This window comes from Streptomyces sp. NPDC020597, from assembly GCF_044335095.1.
GTDB lineage: Bacteria > Actinomycetota > Actinomycetes > Streptomycetales > Streptomycetaceae > Streptomyces.
In genome coordinates this window covers 167,195-185,528 of record NZ_JBIRUL010000003.1, presented here as the reverse complement: position 1 = coordinate 185,528, position 18,334 = coordinate 167,195, and the positions used below count along the sequence as shown (strand labels likewise).

General features: G+C 71.9%; 17 protein-coding genes. 7 read left to right on the top strand and 10 right to left on the bottom strand.

Features of this window, described 5'->3' with window-relative positions; translation table 11 throughout:
* Positions 1–15: 15 nt before the first annotated feature.
* The 3 genes from ACH4ZA_RS07005 to ACH4ZA_RS06995 all read right to left on the bottom strand — a co-directional run bounded on the left by ACH4ZA_RS07005 (position 16) and on the right by ACH4ZA_RS06995 (position 2,676).
* Positions 16–987: an EamA family transporter gene (locus tag ACH4ZA_RS07005; protein ID WP_398428369.1), complete on the bottom strand. Its 972-nt coding sequence runs from the start codon at positions 985–987 to the stop codon at positions 16–18.
* Positions 988–1,142: 155 nt separating this feature from the next.
* Positions 1,143–2,267, bottom strand: coding sequence for a lipid II:glycine glycyltransferase FemX (locus ACH4ZA_RS07000; RefSeq protein ID WP_398428368.1), 1,125 nt, complete (start codon positions 2,265–2,267; stop codon positions 1,143–1,145).
* 145 nt (positions 2,268–2,412) lie between these two features.
* Positions 2,413–2,676, bottom strand: coding sequence for a winged helix-turn-helix domain-containing protein (locus tag ACH4ZA_RS06995; protein WP_319276037.1), 264 nt, complete (start codon positions 2,674–2,676; stop codon positions 2,413–2,415).
* A gap of 409 nt (positions 2,677–3,085) precedes the next feature.
* On the opposite strand from ACH4ZA_RS06995, the gene ACH4ZA_RS06990 reads away from it, so the two are divergent.
* A complete protein-coding gene (locus ACH4ZA_RS06990; RefSeq protein WP_319276036.1) occupies positions 3,086–3,343 on the top strand; it encodes a hypothetical protein in 258 nt (85 codons plus the stop codon).
* A 115-nt stretch (positions 3,344–3,458) separates the two neighbouring features.
* Here ACH4ZA_RS06990 and ACH4ZA_RS06985 read toward each other — a convergent pair whose 3' ends face one another.
* A complete protein-coding gene (locus ACH4ZA_RS06985; RefSeq protein ID WP_398428366.1) occupies positions 3,459–6,392 on the bottom strand; it encodes an FAD-binding and (Fe-S)-binding domain-containing protein in 2,934 nt (977 codons plus the stop codon).
* A 93-nt stretch (positions 6,393–6,485) separates the two neighbouring features.
* Here ACH4ZA_RS06985 and serC point away from each other — a divergent pair, with 93 nt between their 5' ends.
* Entirely contained in the window at positions 6,486–7,604 is a 1,119-nt protein-coding gene (serC, locus tag ACH4ZA_RS06980) for a phosphoserine transaminase (protein WP_319276034.1), read from the top strand.
* Positions 7,605–7,680: 76 nt separating this feature from the next.
* Here serC and ACH4ZA_RS06975 read toward each other — a convergent pair whose 3' ends face one another.
* The 3 genes from ACH4ZA_RS06975 to ACH4ZA_RS06965 form a co-directional block, all read right to left on the bottom strand.
* Entirely contained in the window at positions 7,681–9,294 is a 1,614-nt protein-coding gene (locus ACH4ZA_RS06975; RefSeq protein ID WP_319276033.1) for an alpha/beta hydrolase, read from the bottom strand.
* Positions 9,295–9,541: 247 nt separating this feature from the next.
* Positions 9,542–11,104, bottom strand: a complete 1,563-nt coding sequence (locus ACH4ZA_RS06970; RefSeq protein WP_398428364.1) for a cellulase family glycosylhydrolase — start codon at positions 11,102–11,104, stop codon at positions 9,542–9,544.
* 94 nt (positions 11,105–11,198) lie between these two features.
* Positions 11,199–12,224 (bottom strand): WD40 repeat domain-containing protein, encoded by a 1,026-nt coding sequence (locus tag ACH4ZA_RS06965; protein ID WP_398428362.1) that lies wholly within the window; start codon positions 12,222–12,224, stop codon positions 11,199–11,201.
* 111 nt (positions 12,225–12,335) lie between these two features.
* On the opposite strand from ACH4ZA_RS06965, the gene ACH4ZA_RS06960 reads away from it, so the two are divergent.
* The 3 genes from ACH4ZA_RS06960 to ACH4ZA_RS06950 all read left to right on the top strand — a co-directional run bounded on the left by ACH4ZA_RS06960 (position 12,336) and on the right by ACH4ZA_RS06950 (position 14,771).
* Positions 12,336–13,010: an SGNH/GDSL hydrolase family protein gene (locus ACH4ZA_RS06960; protein WP_319276030.1), complete on the top strand. Its 675-nt coding sequence runs from the start codon at positions 12,336–12,338 to the stop codon at positions 13,008–13,010.
* A 119-nt stretch (positions 13,011–13,129) separates the two neighbouring features.
* Positions 13,130–13,720, top strand: a complete 591-nt coding sequence (locus tag ACH4ZA_RS06955; protein WP_398428361.1) for a Uma2 family endonuclease — start codon at positions 13,130–13,132, stop codon at positions 13,718–13,720.
* A gap of 58 nt (positions 13,721–13,778) precedes the next feature.
* On the top strand, positions 13,779–14,771 hold the full coding sequence (locus ACH4ZA_RS06950; protein WP_319276028.1) for an aldo/keto reductase: 993 nt from the start codon (positions 13,779–13,781) through the stop codon (positions 14,769–14,771).
* A gap of 192 nt (positions 14,772–14,963) precedes the next feature.
* Here the strand turns inward: ACH4ZA_RS06950 and thpR are convergent, their stop codons facing one another.
* Complete coding sequence (thpR, locus tag ACH4ZA_RS06945) at positions 14,964–15,536, bottom strand: RNA 2',3'-cyclic phosphodiesterase (RefSeq protein WP_319276027.1); 573 nt, start codon at positions 15,534–15,536, stop codon at positions 14,964–14,966.
* Positions 15,537–15,587: 51 nt separating this feature from the next.
* Between thpR and ACH4ZA_RS06940 the strand changes: the two genes are divergently transcribed.
* Entirely contained in the window at positions 15,588–16,133 is a 546-nt protein-coding gene (locus tag ACH4ZA_RS06940) for a GNAT family N-acetyltransferase (protein WP_319276026.1), read from the top strand.
* Between the two features lie 20 nt (positions 16,134–16,153).
* On the opposite strand, the gene ACH4ZA_RS06935 is transcribed toward ACH4ZA_RS06940, so the two are convergent.
* Together ACH4ZA_RS06935 and ACH4ZA_RS06930 are read right to left on the bottom strand one after the other, a co-directional pair.
* Complete coding sequence (locus ACH4ZA_RS06935; protein WP_398428359.1) at positions 16,154–17,425, bottom strand: MFS transporter; 1,272 nt, start codon at positions 17,423–17,425, stop codon at positions 16,154–16,156.
* A gap of 114 nt (positions 17,426–17,539) precedes the next feature.
* The gene (locus tag ACH4ZA_RS06930) at positions 17,540–17,977 is read right to left on the bottom strand and encodes a MarR family winged helix-turn-helix transcriptional regulator (RefSeq protein ID WP_057579065.1); all 438 of its coding nucleotides are present in this window, start codon (positions 17,975–17,977) and stop codon (positions 17,540–17,542) included.
* Positions 17,978–18,128: 151 nt separating this feature from the next.
* Here ACH4ZA_RS06930 and ACH4ZA_RS06925 point away from each other — a divergent pair, with 151 nt between their 5' ends.
* Positions 18,129–18,311: a ribbon-helix-helix protein, CopG family gene (locus ACH4ZA_RS06925; protein WP_057579068.1), complete on the top strand. Its 183-nt coding sequence runs from the start codon at positions 18,129–18,131 to the stop codon at positions 18,309–18,311.
* Positions 18,312–18,334: the final 23 nt, after the last annotated feature.

Here is an 18,334-nt window from a genome sequence, read left to right as displayed (position 1 = left end):
GCCCGCGCCTGCCGCTCAGGCCTCCGGAACGGCTGCCTTCCGCCGCCCGACCTGCGTCCGCACGGCGCCCATGCTCGCCGCCACGACCAGGGCGATCGCGGCCGCCTGGACCGTGGTCAGGGCCTGGTCGAGGATGAGGAAGCCCGCGGCGGCGGCGATGGCGGGCTCCAGGCTCATCAGGATGGCGAAGGTGGACGCGGGCATGCGCCGCAGGGCGAGCAGTTCGAGGGTGTAGGGCAGGACCGAGGACAGCATCGCCACCGCCGCGCCCAGGCCCAGCGTCACCGGGTCGGCGAGCTTCGCGCCCGACTCGACGAGCCCCAGCGGGAGGAAGAGCAGCGCGCCCACCGCCATCGCCAGGGCGAGCCCGTCCGCCTGCGGGAACCGCCGGCCGGTGCGCGCACTGAAGACGATGTACGCGGCCCACATCGCGCCGGCGCCCAGCGCGAACGCGACGCCCGCCGGGTCGAGCGCGCCGAAGCCCCCGCCGCCCTCGCCGTGACCGCCACCGCCGCCGCCGCTGAGCAGGAACACGCCCGCGAGAGCCAGCGCGGCCCACACCAGGTTCAGCGCACGGCGCGAGGCGACGACCGACAGGGCCAGCGGGCCGAGGACCTCCAGCGTCACCGCCGGGCCGAGCGGGATGCGGTCCAGCGACTGGTAGAACAGGCCGTTCATCGCGGCCATCGCGACGCCGAAGACGACGACCGTCCCCCAGTCGGCGCGCGAGTGGCCGCGCAGCCGCGGCCGGCAGACGACCAGCAGCACCACGGCCGCCACCAGCAGCCGCAGCGCCACCACGCCCAGGGCGCCCGCCCTCGGCATCAGCGTCACCGCGAGCGCGCCGCCGAACTGCACCGAGATCCCGCCGGCGAGCACCAGCCCGACGGGACCGAGGGAGCCGAACCGGCCCGGGGTCTCGCCCGGAAGCCGGGGGGCCGCGATGCTCGCGGTCGCGGTCGCGGGGGCGGTGTCGGGGGTCGTCACGGGCGGTCCTGGTGCTCGGCTCGGGCTCGTTCATCACGATGCACTGTCGAGTTCAGGCTAATGGACCAGGTCAGGCGTGTGAACCCTTTATGCCACTGTCTCGGGCTCTGAGACGACCGAGCGGCCGGGAAGCCGTCAAGTGGACGGGGAAGCCGTCAGCGGCGGGCCAGGTACAGGTTCAGCGCCCGGTGCAGCAGCTTGTTGAGAGGGAAGTCCCACTCGCCCAGGTACTCGACCGCCTCCCCGCCCGCGCCCACCTTGAAGCGGAGCAGGCCGAGCAGGTGATCGGACTCGTCCAGCGTGTCGGTGATCCCCCGCAGGTCGTAGACGACCGCGCCCTGCTCGTGCGCGTCCGCCATCATGCGCCACTGCACGGCGGTGCTGGGCTGCACCTCGCGTCGGCGGACGGTGGAGGCGCCGTAGGAGTACCAGACGTGCTCGCCGACGGTCAGCATGGTGGCCGCGGCGAGGACCTCGCCGTCGTGGTGCGCGAGGTAGAGCCGCATGCGGTCGGGATGCTCGGCATTGAGCGCGTCCCACATACGCCGGAAGTAGGACAGCGGGCGCGGGAGGAAGCGGTCGCGCTCGGCGGTCTCGAGGTACAGCCCATAGAACGCCGGCAAGTCCTCGGCCCCGCCCCGGACCACCTTCACGCCCGCGTTCTCCGCCTTCTTGATGTTGCGCCGCCACTGCTGGTTCAGGCCGCTGTGGACGTCGTCCAGCGAGCGTCCCGCCAGCGGCACCTGGAAGACGTGGCGCGGCTGGCCCGCCGCGAAGCCCTCCTCGCCGCCCCGCGCGGCCGGCCGCCAACCGGCCCCGCGCAGCCGGTCGGCGACGTCCTGGGCGCCCTGTTCGCACGACGTCGGCTCGGCGTCCCCCAGCCGGTGGGCGTCCGGGTCGGCGATCGCCGCCTTGACGGCGTCCGCGCTCCAGCGCCGTACGACGACCGGCGGGCCCATCTTCACCGAGAACGCCCCCCGCCCCTTCAGGTGCGCGAGCATCGGCGCCAGCCAGCGCTCGGCGAGATCCGGCGCCTGCCAGTCGACGACCGGCCCCTCGGGCAGGTACGCCAGATACCTGCGCAGCCTCGGCACCGGCCGCAGCAGCACCAGCCCGGCCCCCACGAGCGCACCCGCCCCGTCGGACCAGCCCAGGCTCTCGGCCCGCCAGTCCGGCTTCACATCCCCCCACGAGGGGATCTGCATATGACTGACGGAGGGGCGTCCCGCGACGAACGCCAGGTGCTCGTCACGGCTGATGGACTGGACACGCAGGCTCATGGCGGGGCCCCTTCGAACGGCCGTTTACGGCCACCCTAGGAGCTCAACAGCCCCGGTCCGAGGCCCAAAGGCTCCAACCGCCCGCGTGTCCGCCACACGATGCAAGACGAGCGTCCGCCAGCTGGGCGATCCGGTACTCGATCTCTTACGCGGGGGTTTCGGGGGCTTCGGGAAACGGCGGCAGGGAGTCGGCCACGAACGTCCCCAGCCCGACCTCGCCCCGCGTCCAGCCCTGTGTCCGTACGTGCCGCATGGCCTTCGCCGCCGTCGCGTTCACCACGCCGAACTCCTGGGCGATTTCCAACGTGGAAGGCACGCGGCTGCCCGGAGGATACGTGCCGTCCTCGATGCGCCGGATGATTTCCGCTGCGATCTGCCGCCACAGGGGGCGCGTACGGTCAAGCTCCATGATTCTCAGCGTGGGTGACTACGGCATTCTGCGCATCCGTGGTTGTCTACGGTTATCCACGGTATGGTGAGCTCCGAACACAGAACGGCCCCGGCGGGAAGCGGCTACTTCCTCACCAGGGCCTGAGCCGACTGAATGGGAGTCGACCTATGCGCAGCCTACTGGCCGCGATCCTGAGCCTCTTTCTGCCGCCTCGCGGAGCTCACCGCGCCGCCGACGTGCCACCGTTCCTCGGCGTCCGTCCACCCGTTCTCACGCTTCGGCCACCGCACGGCGACGACGTCATCACCGCCGACGGCCTGCCCCTGGTCCGGCCGTACGTCGCCCTATGGGAACGCGAGCGGGATGCACGCCGGGCAGCCGTCCTCGCCCCCTTTGGACAGGACCACGTGCGGCCGGAGGCCGCTGCATGAGCGGGAGGCGTTTCCGCAGCGTCGGCGTCGACCCTGCGACCGGCAAGGAGGGGTTCGTGCTCGGCCGCCCCGGCGGTTTCCTTGAGGAACTGGCCGACGTGCACGCCCTCAAGGCCGCCGCCGTCCTGGTGACGGTCGTCGGCGCCGTACTGGAGGGAGGCAGGTCGTCGGACGCCGAGCTCGCCGCCTTTGTACCGTCGTTGCACGCGGCGCTCGAAGAATGCGTCGGCATCATGGCGGCGGACAGGGAGTGACGGCATAGAGGGCCGCAAGCGGCCGTAGGCGTCAGCCGCGCGGCAGGTGCCCGGGATCCGCCCGGGGCACCTGTCACGGCCGGCCACCTGAGCCCCGTCAGGGACGCCCCACGCGTCAGGCTTCCTCGGCCTCCAGCCCCTCCGCCAGCACTTCCGCCAGGTGCCTCCCGCGCACCCCCGCCAGCTGCTCCAGCTGGGTGCGGCAGGAGTAGCCGTCCGCCAGGATCACCGCCGCCTCGGGGGCGGCCCGCACGGACGGCAGGAGCCGTTCCTCCGCGCAGGCCACCGACACCTCGAAGTGACCCGCCGTGAAGCCGAAGTCGCCCGCCAGGCCGCAGCAGCCGCCGCTCAGGTCGCCGGTGAGACCCGCGGCCGCGCGCAGCCGCCGTTCGGCCGCGTCGCCCAGCACAGCGTGCTGGTGGCAGTGGGTCTGTCCGACCGCCGGACGGTCCAGGCGGGGCGGGGTCCAGTCGGGGGCGTGCCGTTCCAGGGCCTGCGCGAACGTGAGCACGCGGGCGGCCAGGCGGGCCGCGCGCGGGTCGTCGTGCAGCAGCTCGGGCAGGTCGGTGCGCAGGGCGGCCGCACAGCTCGGCTCCAGGACGACGACCGGAGCGGCCGTCTCCAGCACCGGTTCCATCAGGTCGAGCGTGCGGCGCAGCACCACGCGCGCGTGGTCGAGCTGACCGGTGGAGACGTACGTGAGCCCGCAGCAGACCCGGCCGCGGCGGGCGGTCGCCAGCGCGGCCGCGCTCCGGGACCGGCCGTCGCCCACCGGCCGCCCCCGCATCCGCAGCGTCGGCGGCAGCGCCACCCGCAGCCCCGCCGCCTCCAGCACCCGGACGGCCGCCCGGCCCACGGAGGGCGAGAGGTGCTCGGTGAAGGTGTCGGGCCACAGGACGACCAGGTCGCCGGAGTCCCGGCTCCCGAGGCCGGGCCCGCTCCCGGCCCCCCGTCCCCGCCACCACGCGCTGAACGTCTCGCGCGCCAGCCGCGGGAGCGCCCGCTCCGGGGCGATCCCGCCCGCCCGCTTCGCGAGCCGGGCCAGCGGCCCCACGGAGGCCAGCGCGTTCACGGCCGCCGCCGCCCGCAGCCGCGCCGCCCACCGCAGCCACACCGGCAGCCGCCCCATGCTGTAGTGCGCGGCCGGGCGGCGGCGGCCCGCGTAGTGGTGGTGCAGGAACTCCGCCTTGTAGGTGGCCATGTCGACCTCGACCGGGCAGTCCGAGCGGCAGCCCTTGCAGGACAGGCACAGGTCCAGCGCGTCCCGGACCTCGGTGGAGCGCCAGCCGTCCGTCACCAGCTCGCCGGCCAGCATCTCGTGCAGCAGCCGGGCCCGGCCGCGCGTGGAGTGCTCCTCGCGGCCCGTGGCCCGGAAGGACGGGCACATCACCCCCGCCTCCGCCGCCCCGCCCGGAGCTCCCGCGGGTCCCGTCGCCCCCGCCGTCGTGCGGCACTTCGCGACCCCCACGCACCGGCGCACCGCCGCCGCGAAGTCACCGCCGTCGGACGGGTAGCCGAACTCCACGTCCACCGGCTCGCGCGGCAGGACGGAGAAGCGCAGGTTGGTGTCGAGGGGCGCGGGGCGCACCAGCATCCCCGGGTTGAGCAGGTCGTCCGGGTCCCACACGCCCTTGGCCCGCTCGAACAGCGCGACCAGCTCCGTCCCGTACATCCGGGGCAGCAGTTCGGCCCGCGCCTGCCCGTCCCCGTGCTCGCCGGAGAGCGAGCCGCCGTGCGACACGACCAGCTCCGCCAGCTCCTCCGAGAAACGCCGGAAACGGGCGACGCCGGCCTCCGACAACAGGTCGAAGTCGATACGGACGTGGATGCAGCCGTCCCCGAAGTGCCCGTACGGCGTGCCGCGCAGGCCGTGGCCGGCGAGCAGCCCGCGGAAGTCGCGCAGATAGCCGCCGAGCCGGGCGGGCGGCACCGCGCAGTCCTCCCAGCCGGGCCACGCCTCGCCGCCGCCGGGCATCCGGGTCGCCGTGCCGGCGGCGTCCTCCCGCACCCGCCACAGCGCCCGTTGCCCGGCCGGGTCCGTCACCACCCGCGCGTCCAGGGCGTCGGCCGCGCGCACGATGGTCCGCGCACGCGCGTGCGCCTCGTCCGCCGACCCGCCGCCGGTCTCCACGAACAGCCAGGCGCCGCCCCGCGGCAGGTCGACCGACGTCGCCCGCGGCACCAGGTCGGCCGCCATGCCCTCCACCGTCAGCGGCCCGAACGGCAGCAGTCCGGCCGCGGCCTCGGCGGCGGCGCCCTCGTCGGCGTACCCGAGCACCGCGAGCGCACGCGCGCGTGGCGCCTCGACGAGCCCGACGACCGCCTCCGTCAGGATGCCCAAGGTGCCCTCGGAACCGCAGAACGAACGGGCGACGTCCGCGCCGTTCTCCGGCAGCAGCGCGTCCAGGGCGTACCCGGAGATCCGGCGGGGCAGGTCAGGGAAGCCGGTCCGCAGCCGCGCGAGGTCCCCCTCCACCAGCGTCCGCAGCCCGTCCGGTGCCCCCGTCCACCCCTGGGCGAGCCGCAGCCGCTCCCCGCGCGCGGTGAGCACCGACAGTTCGCGCACGCTGTCCGCCGTGGTCCCCCAGGCCACCGAATGCGACCCGCACGAGTTGTTGCCGATCATCCCGCCGAGCGTGCACCGGCTGTGCGTGGACGGGTCGGGGCCCAAGCGCAGCCCGTGCGGGGCCGCGGCCTCCTGCAACCGGTCGAGCACCAGCCCCGGCTGCACGACGGCCGTGCGCGCCCCCGCGTCCAGCGACACCAGCCGGTTCATGTGCCGGGTGAAGTCCAGCACCACGCCCGTCCCCGTCGCCTGCCCCGCGACGGACGTGCCGCCGCCGCGCGCGACGACCGGCACCGCGTGCGACCGGCACACCTCCAGGACGGCCGCCACGTCGTCGGCGTCCCGCGGCGCGACGACGCCGAGCGGGACACGCCGGTAGTTGGAGGCGTCCATGGTGACCAGCGCCCGGGCCGTCACCCCGAAGTCCACGTCCCCCCGGACGACCCGCCGCAGTTCACCCTCGAGGTCCTGGAGATCCGTCATGCGTCCAGCAAACCAAAACGGCGCGCCGAAAACGCGTCTCATCCGACGGACGAGGTTTCACCCAGGTTTCCCGCACCGGCTAACCTCCTTTCCGTGGCTGAGATCCAGATTCCTGCTGACATCAAGCCCGCCGACGGTCGATTCGGCGCGGGCCCCTCCAAGGTGCGGGTGGAGGCGCTGGACGCCCTGGCCGCCACCGGCACGTCCCTCCTCGGCACCTCCCACCGCCAGGCCCCGGTGAAGAACCTGGTCGGCCAGGTACGCGCGGGCATCACCGAGCTGTTCCAGCTCCCGGACGGATACGAGGTGATCCTGGGCAACGGCGGCTCGACCGCGTTCTGGGACGTCGCGACCCACGGTCTGATCGAGAACAAATCGCAGCACCTCACGTTCGGCGAGTTCAGCTCGAAGTTCGCGAAGGCCGCGAAGCTCGCCCCCTGGCTGGCCGAGCCCACCGTGATCTCCTCCGACCCGGGCACCCACCCCGAGCCGGCCGCCGAGGCGGGCGTCGACGTGTACGCGTTCACGCACAACGAGACCTCCACCGGTGTCGCCGCCCCGCTCCGGCGCGTCCAGGGCGCCGACGAGGGCTCCCTCGTCCTGGTGGACGCCACCTCCGGCGCCGGCGGCCTGCCGGTCGACATCGCCGAGACGGACGTCTACTACTTCGCCCCGCAGAAGTCCTTCGCCTCCGACGGCGGACTGTGGATCGGCGTGTTCTCCCCGGCCGCGATCGAGCGCGCCGAGCGGATCCACGCGTCCGGCCGTCACATCCCGGAGTTCTTCAGCCTGCCGACGGCGATCGACAACTCCCGCAAGAACCAGACGTACAACACCCCGGCGCTGGCCACCCTGTTCCTGCTCAACCAGCAGCTGGAGTGGATCAACGGCCAGGGCGGCCTCGCCTGGTCGACGGCCCGCACCAAGGACTCCTCGAGCCGCCTCTACGGCTGGGCCGAGGAGTCGAAGCACGCCACTCCGTTCGTCACCGACCCGGCCAAGCGCTCCCAGGTCATCGGCACGATCGACTTCGCGGAGGAGATCGACGCCGCCGCGATCGCCAAGGTGCTGCGCGCCAACGGCATCGTCGACACCGAGCCCTACCGCAAGCTCGGCCGCAACCAGCTGCGCGTCGCGATGTTCCCGGCGATCGACCCCTCGGACGTCGAGGCCCTGACGAAGTGCGTCGACTACGTCATCGAGAAGCTCTAGCCGCTCCGCACACGCAGGAAGGGCGCCCGGTGAACCGCACCGGGCGCCCTTCGCGTTCAGTTCAGCGGCAGTCCGCTCAGCCGCGCACGCCGATCATGCGGTGCAGGGCGTCGCCGGGAGCCGCGGCAGCCGGCTGACCCGCTGCCAGAGCCGAGCGCGCCGCGGCGGCCGGCTGGGGGTCGGCGGTCTTCTTGCAGACCGCGTCGGCCACCCCGGAGCCGCGCGGCACGGTGCCGTCGGTGAGGTACTTGGCCAGGTACTTGTCCAGGCAGGCGTTGCCGCTCAGCGTGATGCCGTGGTTGCCGCCGCCCTGTTCCACCACCAGGCTGGAGTGCTTGAGCAGACGGTGCACGGCGACGCCGCCCTGGTAGGGGGTGGCCGCGTCGTTCGTCGCCTGGAACAGCAGCACCGGCGGGAGCTTGCTGTTGGCGACGCTCACCGGCTTCATCGTCTTCGTGGGCCAGAAGGCGCAGGGCGCGTTGTACCAGGCGTTGTTCCAGGCCATGAACGGCGCCTTCTTGTACACCGCCCAGTTGTCCTTGCGCCACTGGTTCCAGTCGCGCGGCCAGGAGACGTCACGGCACTGCACGGCGGTGTAGACGCTGTAACCGTTGTCGCCGGAGGCGTCGATCGCGGCGATGCTCTCGTACGCCTCGACGAGCGGGGCGGTGTTCCCGCCGTTCGCGTAGGCGGCGAACGCCGTGGCGAGGGTGGGCCAGTAGCCGTTGTAGTACCCGCCGGGGATGAAGGTGTCCTCCAGCTCGGAGGCGCCCACCTTGCCGCCGGCCGGGTGCTTGGCGAGCGCCGCGCGCATCGCGTACCACTTGGCTTCGATCTTGGCCGGGTCCGTGCCGAGCTTGTACGTGCCGTTGTACTTGGCGATCCACGCCATCAGCGCCTTCTGGCGGGCGTCGAAGGCGTAGTCCTGCGAGATGTTGGCGTCGTACCAGACCCCGCCGGGGTCGACGATCGAGTCCAGCACCAGGCGGCGCACCCGGGTCGGGTAGAGCTTGGCGTAGACCTGGCCCAGGTACGTGCCGTACGAGTAGCCGAAGTAGTTGATCTTCTGGGCGCCGAGCGCCTTGCGGATCGCGTCCATGTCCTTCACGGCGTTGACCGTGTTGATGTACGGCAGGACGGATGCGTACTTCGTTCCGCAGGCCTTGGCGAAGGCCCTCGCGCGCGAGAGGTTGGCCTTCTCGATCGCGGCGGTGCGCGGCACGGAGTCCGGGCGGACCGGGTTGAAGTAGCCCGGCTTGCAGTCCAGGGCGGGCTGGCTCTTGCCCACGCCCCGCGGGTCGAAGCCGATGACGTCGTACTGGGACGCGACCGCCTTCGGCAGCGAGGACGCGACGAACGGGGCGAGGGACAGACCGCTGCCTCCGGGGCCGCCGGGGTTGACCAGCAGCGGGCCCTGGTACTTCCGCGCGGTGTGCGGGACGCGGGTCAGGGCCAGGGATATCTTCCGGCCCTGCGGCTTGGCGTAGTCGAGCGGCACCTTCACCGACGCGCACTGCAGGGTCGGGGCGTCGTCCGTGGCGCACTTCTTCCACGTCACCCTCGTCGCCTGGGCGGCGGCCTGGGCGACGGCCTGCGCGGACTGCGACGTCGTGGCCTCGGCCGGGACGGCCGTGAGGCTCCCGGCCAGCACGACGGTCGCACCGCACAGTACGGCTGTGCTTCTTCTCATGAAGTTCCTTCACGGCAAGGGGATTTCAGCAGGACCGGAAAGTTCATGGTCCCCGCTGGATCTTTCCGAAGAAGCCCGGCCGCAAGAAGCGTTTCGACCGACAATTTTGAACTCGTTTGCTTCACAGGCCCCTCACCGGTTGCTCCGAGCCGTGACAACGACGCCGCCCGGCTCGCCGCCGCGGACGACGGCCCGGGCGCCCGGCGACCCCCTCGCCGGGCGCCCCGCTCTCACGTCGCCGTGCAGCTCACGTCGCCGTGCAGCTCACGCTCGGCGCGCCCGCACCCCCAGGCGCTCCGCCGAAGCCGAAGCTCGCCGAACCGCCCGCCGCCACCGTGCCGTTGTGCGCGGCGTTGGACGCGGTCACCGTCGCACCGCTCTGGGTGTACGAGGCGTTCCACATGTTCGTCACCCGCTGTGCGCCGCTCCAGGTCCAGGTGACCTTCCAGGACGACAGGGCCTTGGTCCCGGTGTTGGTGACCTTCACCTCGGCGTTGAAGCCGCCGCCCCAGTCGCTGCTGACGGTGTAGGCGGCGCTGCACTCGGCCGTGCCTCCTCCGCCGCCGCCCCCGCCGCCTCCGCCGCCTCCGCCTCCGCCGGGGAAGCCGGGCGCCTTGACGCTCGCCAGGTAGCCGTCCTTCACGGTGTCCACGCTCTGCCAGTCGTCCTTCAGGATGCCGCCCGTGTCACCGGAGTTGGGGTTCCACGACCAGAAGGTCCAGTGGAAGGAGTCGGCGCCGGACGTCGAGGTCGGACGCAGGTAGCTCACCAGTGCCGCCAGCCACTTCTGGTCCACCGTGGCCTGGAGCGTGGTGCCGAACTCCCCCACCCACACCGGGGCGATGTTCTGCTTGAAGATGTAGCCCCAGTACTTGTCCCAGATCCCGGGCATGTTCGCCGGGAACGACGGATCGCTGAACCAGCTCTGCTGGGCGACGCTTGTCGCGTAGTCGTGGGCCGAGTAGACGACCCGGTTCGCCACGTCGAGCTGCACCGGGTACTGGCCGACGCCCATCAGGTTGCCGCCCCACCAGCCGGACACCCCGTTGAAGGTCTGCACGCCCTCGACGAAGATCAGCAGGTCGGGGTTGACCGACAGGACCGCGTTCCCGGCCCGCTGCGCGGCCAGCCGCCAGTCCGTCGCCATGTCCCCGCAGCCCCAGCAGGCGGGGTCGTGCGGCTCGTTGTGCAGATCGATGCCGACGACCGTGTCCTGGCCCTTGTAACGGGCCGCGAGGGACTTGAGGTTGGCGATCCACGTCGACTCGGGGACGGCCGCCGTGTACCAGAGGGCCGACTGCCCCCCGGAGTCCGGCCGGTGCCGGTCGAGGATGACCTTGAGGCCGTCCTGTCCGGCGTACGCGACGAGCTTGTCCAGGACCTGGAGCGAGTTGAGGCCCTGGAGGCCGGCGTTCTTGCCGCTGCTGAAGTCGATGCTGTTGGGGACGGTCGAGCTCTTGAAGACGTCGTCGCTGTACGGGATGCGGATCGTGTTGTAGCCCAGCGACTTCATCTGGTCGATCATGCTCTTGTAGTCACGGGACCAGAGGCCGTGCACGACGTAGTTGCCGGTCTCGAAGCCGAACCAGTTGATCCCGGCGATCCGTACCGGCTGCCCGGCGGCGTCGAGTATCTGGCGGCCGCTGGTATGCCAGTAACCGGCTCCGGCGTCGGCCGCGCGCACGCCGGCCGCACCGGAGACGCCGGTCGCACCGGAATCGATCGCCGCCCCGGCGGAACCGGCGCCCAGCGGTATCAACAGCGCGGCGGCAACGCCGCACAGCACTCTTCGCAAGCTGTTGCGGAACATCTCGCTGCTTCCTCTCGGGAGGCGCGGTTCCGGAACGGATGGGAGCGCTCCCATCAGCCGCGCCCTCCCAGGAAACTGACACACCATGACCACGTCAAGAACTACGGCGGCCTCTTCGCAGCCGGCGCAGGCCGAGGAAGACGGCGCAGATCCCGGCGACCGCGAGCGCGCCGACCTTGACCCCGCCCCCGGCCGAGGAGCCCCCGCCGTCGCCGGAGGCACTCGAACCCCCGCCCCGAGAAGGCGACCTGGAGCTCGACGAGGCCCCCGCGGGCGCGTCCTCCGCCACCACCGAGCTGCCGGCGCCCTCGCTCCCGTACATCAGCTTGGAGCCGTCCGCGGAGTAGCTCACGGACTCGCCCTGCCGTTGGAGCGGCACGTCGAGCCGTCCCTCGCGCTTGATCTTCCCGCCGTTCCAGGCGTAGGAGATGCCGCCGAAGTAGCCGCGGACGGCGAGCTGCGAGCCGTCCGGGGAGAAGGCGGCGTCGGTGGCCCACAGGTCGACGGGGGCGAGAGGCCTGAAGATGTTCGCCCCGGAGGCGGAGAGCTTCGCCGGCCCCTCGTAGAGGTGCCCGCCGTCCTCCTTCTTGTCGATGATGTAGACCCGCCCGGTCTTCGGATGCACCAGCAGCGACTCGGCGTCGCGCGGACCGTCGGAGTACTTCACGACGTACTGCGTGGCCTTCACGGTCCGGTCGACCAGCTTCTCCGGCTCGGGCAGCCGGTAGATCCACACGTACTTCCAGGTGCCGCCGAGGTTGTCGCCGATGTCGCCGACCCAGATCTCGTTGCCCGGGCCGATGGAGATCGCCTCGACGTCACGGGGCGTGCCGACACCGGTCAGGGTGATCCGGGCGACGGTCTTCCCGGTCGCGCCGTCGACGGCGTAGAGGTAGGGGCCGTCGTCGCTGTCGTTGTGGGTCCAGTAGATCCCGGGGTGCTGACGGGAGGCGGCGAGACCGCTGGACTCGGTGATGCGCGGGTCCTCGACGGTGAAGCCCTTGTCGCCGTCGGCCGCGAACGCGACGGGCGCGGTGGACGCGGCGAGCACGGTGAAGGCGCCCGAGAGCAGGACGGGGGTGAGCAGGGCCGCGGCCCGGACGGCGAAAGATCGGCGCATGCCCACAAGCCTGCCATCCCGCACCGTCGTTCGAGGCTCCGTGGCAGGCCTCACACCCCCGGGCCGCTCTCCGCGCCCCCGCTCGACGCCGTGATCCAGCATCATGAGCGGATGCTCAGGTTCATGCCCGTAGGCGACTCGATGACGATCGGCAGCACGGGCGACCACACGTGGCGCTACCGCATGTGGCGGCACCTGTGCGCAACGCACGGCGGCCCGTTCACCCTGGTCGGCCCGCGCGAGACGCTCTACGACAAGGCGGCGGAAGCGCCCACCTCGTACGCGTACGCCGACCCCGACTTCCCCCGCGGGCATCTGGCGGGCTGGGGCGAGGGCTGGCAGCAGATGGCCCCGCTGATCAACGACGCGGTGCGCACGACGCGGGCGGACGTGCTGCTGGTCTCGCTCGGCCTGATCGACCTGGGCTTCTACACGAACGCCGAGCAGACCGCGGCGAACGCGCGCGTCTTCGCCGCCGAGGCCCGTGCCGCGAACCCCAGGATCGCCATGGTGTGGCTGCCGGTCATCCCCAACGTCCGCGCCGCGAACGACGAGCCCTTCGCCGCCCAGGTCGCCCTCTTCAACGAACTCCTCGCGAAGACCGCCGCCGACCTGGACGAACGGAACTCCCCGATCCTGCTGGCCTCGATCCCGCCGGCCTGGGACATCGACACCGACACCTACGACGGCACCCACCCGAACGCGAGCGGCGAGCACCGGCTGGCGGAGTCCTTCGCGGAGGCGATGCACCAGGGGTGGGAGCTGGGCGGGGAGTACGCGGGCTGAGGGCTGCCCGCTCGCCCGCTTCCGGCATATGCGCTCCGCGTCGTGTCCCGGTGACCGTGCGTATCGTTGTACCGCGCGGCTGCACTCGTCCGTTGGGTGCGGCCGGGGAGGAGCGCCAGATGACCGTCCTGGAAGACAGGATCGAGATCGACATGGCCGACGAGAACACCAGGCGCTTGGACGAATGGTTCGAGCGGCTTGAGCGGATGCCCGTCCCCGAAGGATTCAGGGTCGAGATCGTCGGGGGCAACGTCCACATGACACCGCAACGGGAAACCCACTGGGAAATCATCTTCCAGATCGCCGTCGCCCTGCGCCACAGGTTCGGGAAGGGCGTCAGGGTCTTCTCGGACGTCCGCATCGATTTCCCCGGCCACGAGAACGGGTTCTGCCCAGACGTCGTCAAGCTCTGCGAGTCCGCCGAGAAGGACGACGAAGGGCGCTGGCATTACGAGGACGTGGAGTTCGTCGCGGAGGTCATCTCGAAGGGTACGGCGGCCAACGACTACGGCCCCAAGAAGACCGCCTACGCCACCGCCGAGGTCCCCGTCCTCTTGATCGCCGATCCTTACCAGGGCAAGTGCCATCTGTTCACCGAGCCCAAGGACGGCGAGTACCTGAGTGAACTGTCCGTCGCCTTCGGCGCGGAGATCGACCTCTCCGCCCCCCTCGGCCTCACCCTCAGGACCGACGAGTTCCCCCGCGACTGACCCGCCCCCGGCTGTCCCCCTTGCATCGAGCGCACTCCAAGACGTTGGCTTGAGTTCCATGAAGTACACGCAGCTCGGACGCACCGGACTCAAGGTCAGCCGCCTCGTCCTCGGCACCATGAACTTCGGCCCGCAGACCGACGAGGCCGAGAGCCACGCCATCATGGACGCGGCGCTCGGTGCGGGCATCAACTTCTACGACACGGCGAACGTGTACGGCTGGGGCGAGAACAAGGGCCGTACGGAAACGATCATCGGCAACTGGTTCGCGAAGGGCGGCGACCGGCGCGACAAGGTCGTCCTCGCCACCAAGGTGTACGCGAACATGGCCGCCGACGGCGACGCCTGGCCCAACCACGACAGGCTCTCCGCGCTGAACATCCGGCGGGCCGTGGACGCCAGCCTCAAGCGGCTGCAGACCGACCGCATCGACCTCTACCAGTTCCACCACATCGACCGGTCGACGCCGTTCGACGAGATCTGGCAGGCGATCGACGTGCTCGTGCAGCAGGGCAAGATCCTGTACGCCGGATCGTCCAACTTCCCCGGCTACAAGATCGCCCAGGCCAACGAGGCCGCCGGCCGGCGCGGCGGCACGATCGGGCTCGTCAGCGAGCAGTGCCTGTACAACCTGGCCGAGCGGCGCGCGGAGATGGAGGTGATCCCGGCCGCGCAGGAGTACGGCCTCGGAGTCATCCCCTGGTCGCCGCTGCACGGCGGCCTGCTGGGCGGGGTCCTCAAGAAGCAGGCCGAGAGCGGTCGCCGCGCCTCCGGGCGGGCCGCCGACGCCCTCGCCGACTCCGGGACGCGCGCGCAGATCCAGGCCTACGAGGACCTGCTCGACAAGCACGGCGTCGAGCCCGGCGAGGCCGCGCTGGCCTGGCTGCTCACCCGGCCCGGCGTGACGGGCCCGATCGTCGGCCCGCGCACCGCGGAGCAGCTCGACTCGGCGCTGCGCGCGGTCGAACTGGAGCTGGGCGAGGAGCTGCTGTCCGGACTCGAAGAGATCTTCCCGGGCCCGGGACCGTCTCCGGAGGCCTTCGCCTGGTAGCGGGCGGCCTCGCGCCCTCGCCCGTGCCGGCAGCGGCACGGAGGACACGATGACGGCGGCCGCCGTCGGGCAGTCGGCCCGAGATCGCTCAGGTCACTTTCCGACGGCCGCCGCCACCGCCACCACGACGAACAACAGCACGAGCACACCGGCCATGATCCGGTTCCGGGTCTTCGGGTCCACGCGTCGAGCCTAACCGGCCCCGCCGAGCGGCCAGCGTCCGGCCGGTTCGTAGCGGGGCTGCTCGCCGGGGACACCGGACCTCGGCAGGTTGCTGCGGACCAGGACCAGCTCCTGCACCGTCCAGGTCCGGCCGGCGAAGGCGTCCAGCGCCTCGACATGCGGCCGGACGTCCACCGCTTCCCGGCTGCGGGCCAGGGTGAGATGCGGCGTGTAGCGGCGGTGGCCGCCCATGTCCACGCCCGCCCTGCGCCCCGCCGCCTCCGCCCGGTCGGCGAGCAGCCGCAGCGCGGGCACGTCCCCGGCCGCGCCCGCCCACAGGGCCCGTCCGTGTCCGAACAGACCTCCGCCGCGCACGGCCAGCGGGAACGGCCCGCCGCGGTGCGCGGCCCGCTCCAGCCGGGCCGACAGCTCCGGGACGCGGGCGTCGTCGACCTCTCCGTAGAAGGCGAGGGTGAAGTGCCAGCCGGCGCGGTCCGTCCAGCGCAGCCCGTCCGCTCCGGGCAGTGGGCGCAACCGGGCTACCTCGGCGGCGAGTTCGTCGGCGATGTCGTCCGGGGGCAGCACGGCGGCGAAGAGTCTCATGCCCCTGATTTTCCCGGCGGGACCGGCAGCGCGCCCGGCAGTATGGGCGTCATGCGGATCACCATCAGAGAAGGCGGACCCGACGACGTCCCGGTGATGCTCGCCATGCTCGACAGCAGCGTGGCGTGGCTGGTCGCGCAGGGGCGGACCGGCCAGTGGGGGGCGAGGCCGCTGTCGGAGAACCCGGGAACGGTCGAGTCCGTCGCCCGGTACGTGGACGAGGGCTGGGCGTTCGTCGCCGAGGCCGACGGTGAGCCTGCCGCCGTCCTCACGCTCACCGACGGGCCCGGCGCGTATCTCGCGCACCTCCCGCCGCCCGGAGAGCCCGAGAGGTACATCCACTGGCTGGCGTCGGACCGCCGGTTCAAGGGCCACGGCGTGGGCGGGGTCCTGCTCGGGCATGCCGCCGAGGAGACCCGGCGGGCGGGCGTCGGACTGCTGCGGGTGGACTGCTACGCGGGCGACGACCGCAGACTCGTGGCCTATTACGAGGCCAACGGCTTCACCCCGACGCAGACGTACACCGTCGGGGAGCACCGGTGGCCCGGGCAGGTGCTGGCCCGGAGGGTGGGGCCGCCCGCCGCGCCCTCCGGGTGACGTGTGCCGTGTGACGTGTGTCAGACGACCGTGGCGAGTTCCCGCTGCGCGCGCGGGACGAAGCGCACGCTCGGGTGGCCGTGGTGCCAGCCGACCGACAGGCGCAGGTCGCCCATCCGGGCCAGGACCAGGCCGACGGTGACGGCGGCGGCGGCCGAGACGGCGCCGCCCGCCGCCATGCCCGCCCGGACGCCGTACGCGTCGGTGATCCAGCCGGCGATCGGCGCGCCCACCGGGGCGCCGCCCATGAACACCATCATGTAGAGGGCCATCACCCGACCCCGCATGGCCGGGTCGGTGCCCAGTTGCACGCTGCTGTTGGCGGTCACGTTGACGGTCATGCCGAACATCCCGATCGGGGCCATGAGCAGGGCGAACAGCCACAGGGAGGGAGCGGCGGCGGCCACGATCTCCATGGCGCCGAAGGCCACCGCTCCGGCGACCAGCACCCGCATCCGGGCCGTGCCGCGCCGGGCGGCGAGCAGGGCGCCCGCGAGGGAGCCGACCGCCATCAGCGTGTTGAAGAGGCTGTAGGAGCCGGCGCCCGCGTGGAAGACGTCGTCGGCGAAGGCCGAGAGGTACACGGGGAAGTTGAACCCGAAGGTGCTGACGAACCCGACCAGGACGATCGTCCAGATCAGGTCGGGGCGGCCGGCGACGTACCGCAGGCCCTCCCGCAGCTGCCCCTTGCCGCGGGGGGCGCGTTCGACGGCGTGCAGGTCGCGCGAGCGCATCAGCAGCAGGCCGGCCAGAGGGGCGACGAAGGACAGGCCGTTGAAGAGGAACGCCCACCCGGTGCCGACGCCGGTGATCATCACGCCGGCCACGGCGGGTCCGATCAGCCGGGCCGACTGGAAGTTCGCGGAGTTGAGGCTGACCGCGTTCTGGAGCTGGTCGGGGCCGACCATCTCGGAGACGAAGGTCTGCCGTGCGGGGTTGTCCAGGACGGTCGCGAGGCCCACGGCGAAGGCGGCGACGTAGACGTGCCAGACCTGGACGTGGCCGGAGAGGCTGAGGACGGCGAGCGCGATGCCGGTGAGGGCCATCGCGGACTGGGTGAACAGCAGCGTGCGGCGCTTGGGCAGCCGGTCGACGAGGACGCCGCCGTAGAGCCCGAAGAGCAGCATCGGCAGGAACTGCAGGGCCGTCGTGACGCCGACGGCGGTGGCGGAGCCGGTGAGGCTGAGCACCAGCCAGTCCTGGGCGATGCGCTGCATCCAGGTGCCGATGTTGGAGACGACCTGGCCCAGGAAGAACAGGCGGTAGTTCCTGACCTTCAGGGAGCTGAACATGGACGACGCGGATGACTTGGCGGGTTTCCCGGCAAGGGTCTCGTGGGCGGTCGGTGCGGGGGCGGAGTCTGCTCCGGGTCCCGAACTCAAAAGGGTCGCCTCCTCGGCGTGTGGTTACAGGTGTGCGAGCTTCTCCAGCACGGGGGCGGCGGCGCGCAGTTTCGCCCACTCGTCCTCGTCGAGGCCGTCGACCAGGGTGGCCAGGAAGGCGTTCCGCTTGGCGCGGCTCTCCGCGAGCATGGCTTCGGCCTGCTCGGTCTTCGTGACGACCTTCTGGCGGCGGTCCTCGGGGTGCGGCTCCAGCCGGACCAGGCCCTTGGCCTCCAGCAGCGCCACGATGCGGGTCATCGAGGGCGGCTGCACGTGCTCCTTGCGGGCGAGCTCGCCGGGGGTGGCGCTGCCGCAGAGGGAGAGGGTGCCGAGCACCGACATCTCGGTGGGGCTCAGCGACTCGTCGACCCGCTGGTGCTTGAGACGACGGGACAGCCGCATCACGGCCGATCGCAGGGAGTTCACGGCGGCAGCGTCGTCGCCATGGGTGAGGTCAGGCATCTCTTTAGCGTAACTCATTACCCTGGCTAAACAAGCTGGCGCGCGGGGGGATTCCCGTGACCCTGGCCACGGAAACCTCGGCGTCACTCGAAGGAGTGAGTGGGCAGCGGAAAGAAGCCGAGATGCGGTAGATGCCCGCGACCCTCGTCTCATGGGGACCAGTGTGCTCAGCCTGCGGATAGACGGGGAGCTGCTCGAGCGGCTCCGGCAGCATGCCGCGAAAAGGGGAATGAGCGTCCAGGACTATGTCGTCCGGACGCTCATTCGGGATGACTTCGACGAGCGGTTCCAGACCGCGGTCGACGAGACGGAAGAGTTCTACGGGCGTACCTGAGCCGGGCCGGCGGCCCCGCCGTC

Bases quoted from the DNA above. Each gene is read 5' to 3' on its own strand.
- ACH4ZA_RS06955 (WP_398428361.1), top strand. From the start codon at position 13,130: ATGACCGTCCTGGAAGACAGGATCGAGATCGACATGGCCGACGAGAAC.
- ACH4ZA_RS06925 (WP_057579068.1), top strand. From the start codon at position 18,129: ATGGGGACCAGTGTGCTCAGCCTGCGGATAGACGGGGAGCTGCTCGAG.
- ACH4ZA_RS07000 (WP_398428368.1), bottom strand. From the start codon at position 2,267: ATGAGCCTGCGTGTCCAGTCCATCAGCCGTGACGAGCACCTGGCGTTC.
- ACH4ZA_RS06970 (WP_398428364.1), bottom strand. From the start codon at position 11,104: ATGTTCCGCAACAGCTTGCGAAGAGTGCTGTGCGGCGTTGCCGCCGCG.
- ACH4ZA_RS06965 (WP_398428362.1), bottom strand. From the start codon at position 12,224: ATGCGCCGATCTTTCGCCGTCCGGGCCGCGGCCCTGCTCACCCCCGTC.
- ACH4ZA_RS06990 (WP_319276036.1), top strand. From the start codon at position 3,086: ATGAGCGGGAGGCGTTTCCGCAGCGTCGGCGTCGACCCTGCGACCGGC.
- ACH4ZA_RS06935 (WP_398428359.1), bottom strand. From the start codon at position 17,425: ATGTTCAGCTCCCTGAAGGTCAGGAACTACCGCCTGTTCTTCCTGGGC.
- ACH4ZA_RS06975 (WP_319276033.1), bottom strand. From the start codon at position 9,294: ATGAGAAGAAGCACAGCCGTACTGTGCGGTGCGACCGTCGTGCTGGCC.
- ACH4ZA_RS06940 (WP_319276026.1), top strand. From the start codon at position 15,588: ATGCGGATCACCATCAGAGAAGGCGGACCCGACGACGTCCCGGTGATG.
- ACH4ZA_RS06985 (WP_398428366.1), bottom strand. From the start codon at position 6,392: ATGACGGATCTCCAGGACCTCGAGGGTGAACTGCGGCGGGTCGTCCGG.
- ACH4ZA_RS06930 (WP_057579065.1), bottom strand. From the start codon at position 17,977: ATGCCTGACCTCACCCATGGCGACGACGCTGCCGCCGTGAACTCCCTG.
- thpR (WP_319276027.1), bottom strand. From the start codon at position 15,536: ATGAGACTCTTCGCCGCCGTGCTGCCCCCGGACGACATCGCCGACGAA.
- ACH4ZA_RS06950 (WP_319276028.1), top strand. From the start codon at position 13,779: ATGAAGTACACGCAGCTCGGACGCACCGGACTCAAGGTCAGCCGCCTC.
- ACH4ZA_RS06960 (WP_319276030.1), top strand. From the start codon at position 12,336: ATGCTCAGGTTCATGCCCGTAGGCGACTCGATGACGATCGGCAGCACG.
- ACH4ZA_RS06995 (WP_319276037.1), bottom strand. From the start codon at position 2,676: ATGGAGCTTGACCGTACGCGCCCCCTGTGGCGGCAGATCGCAGCGGAA.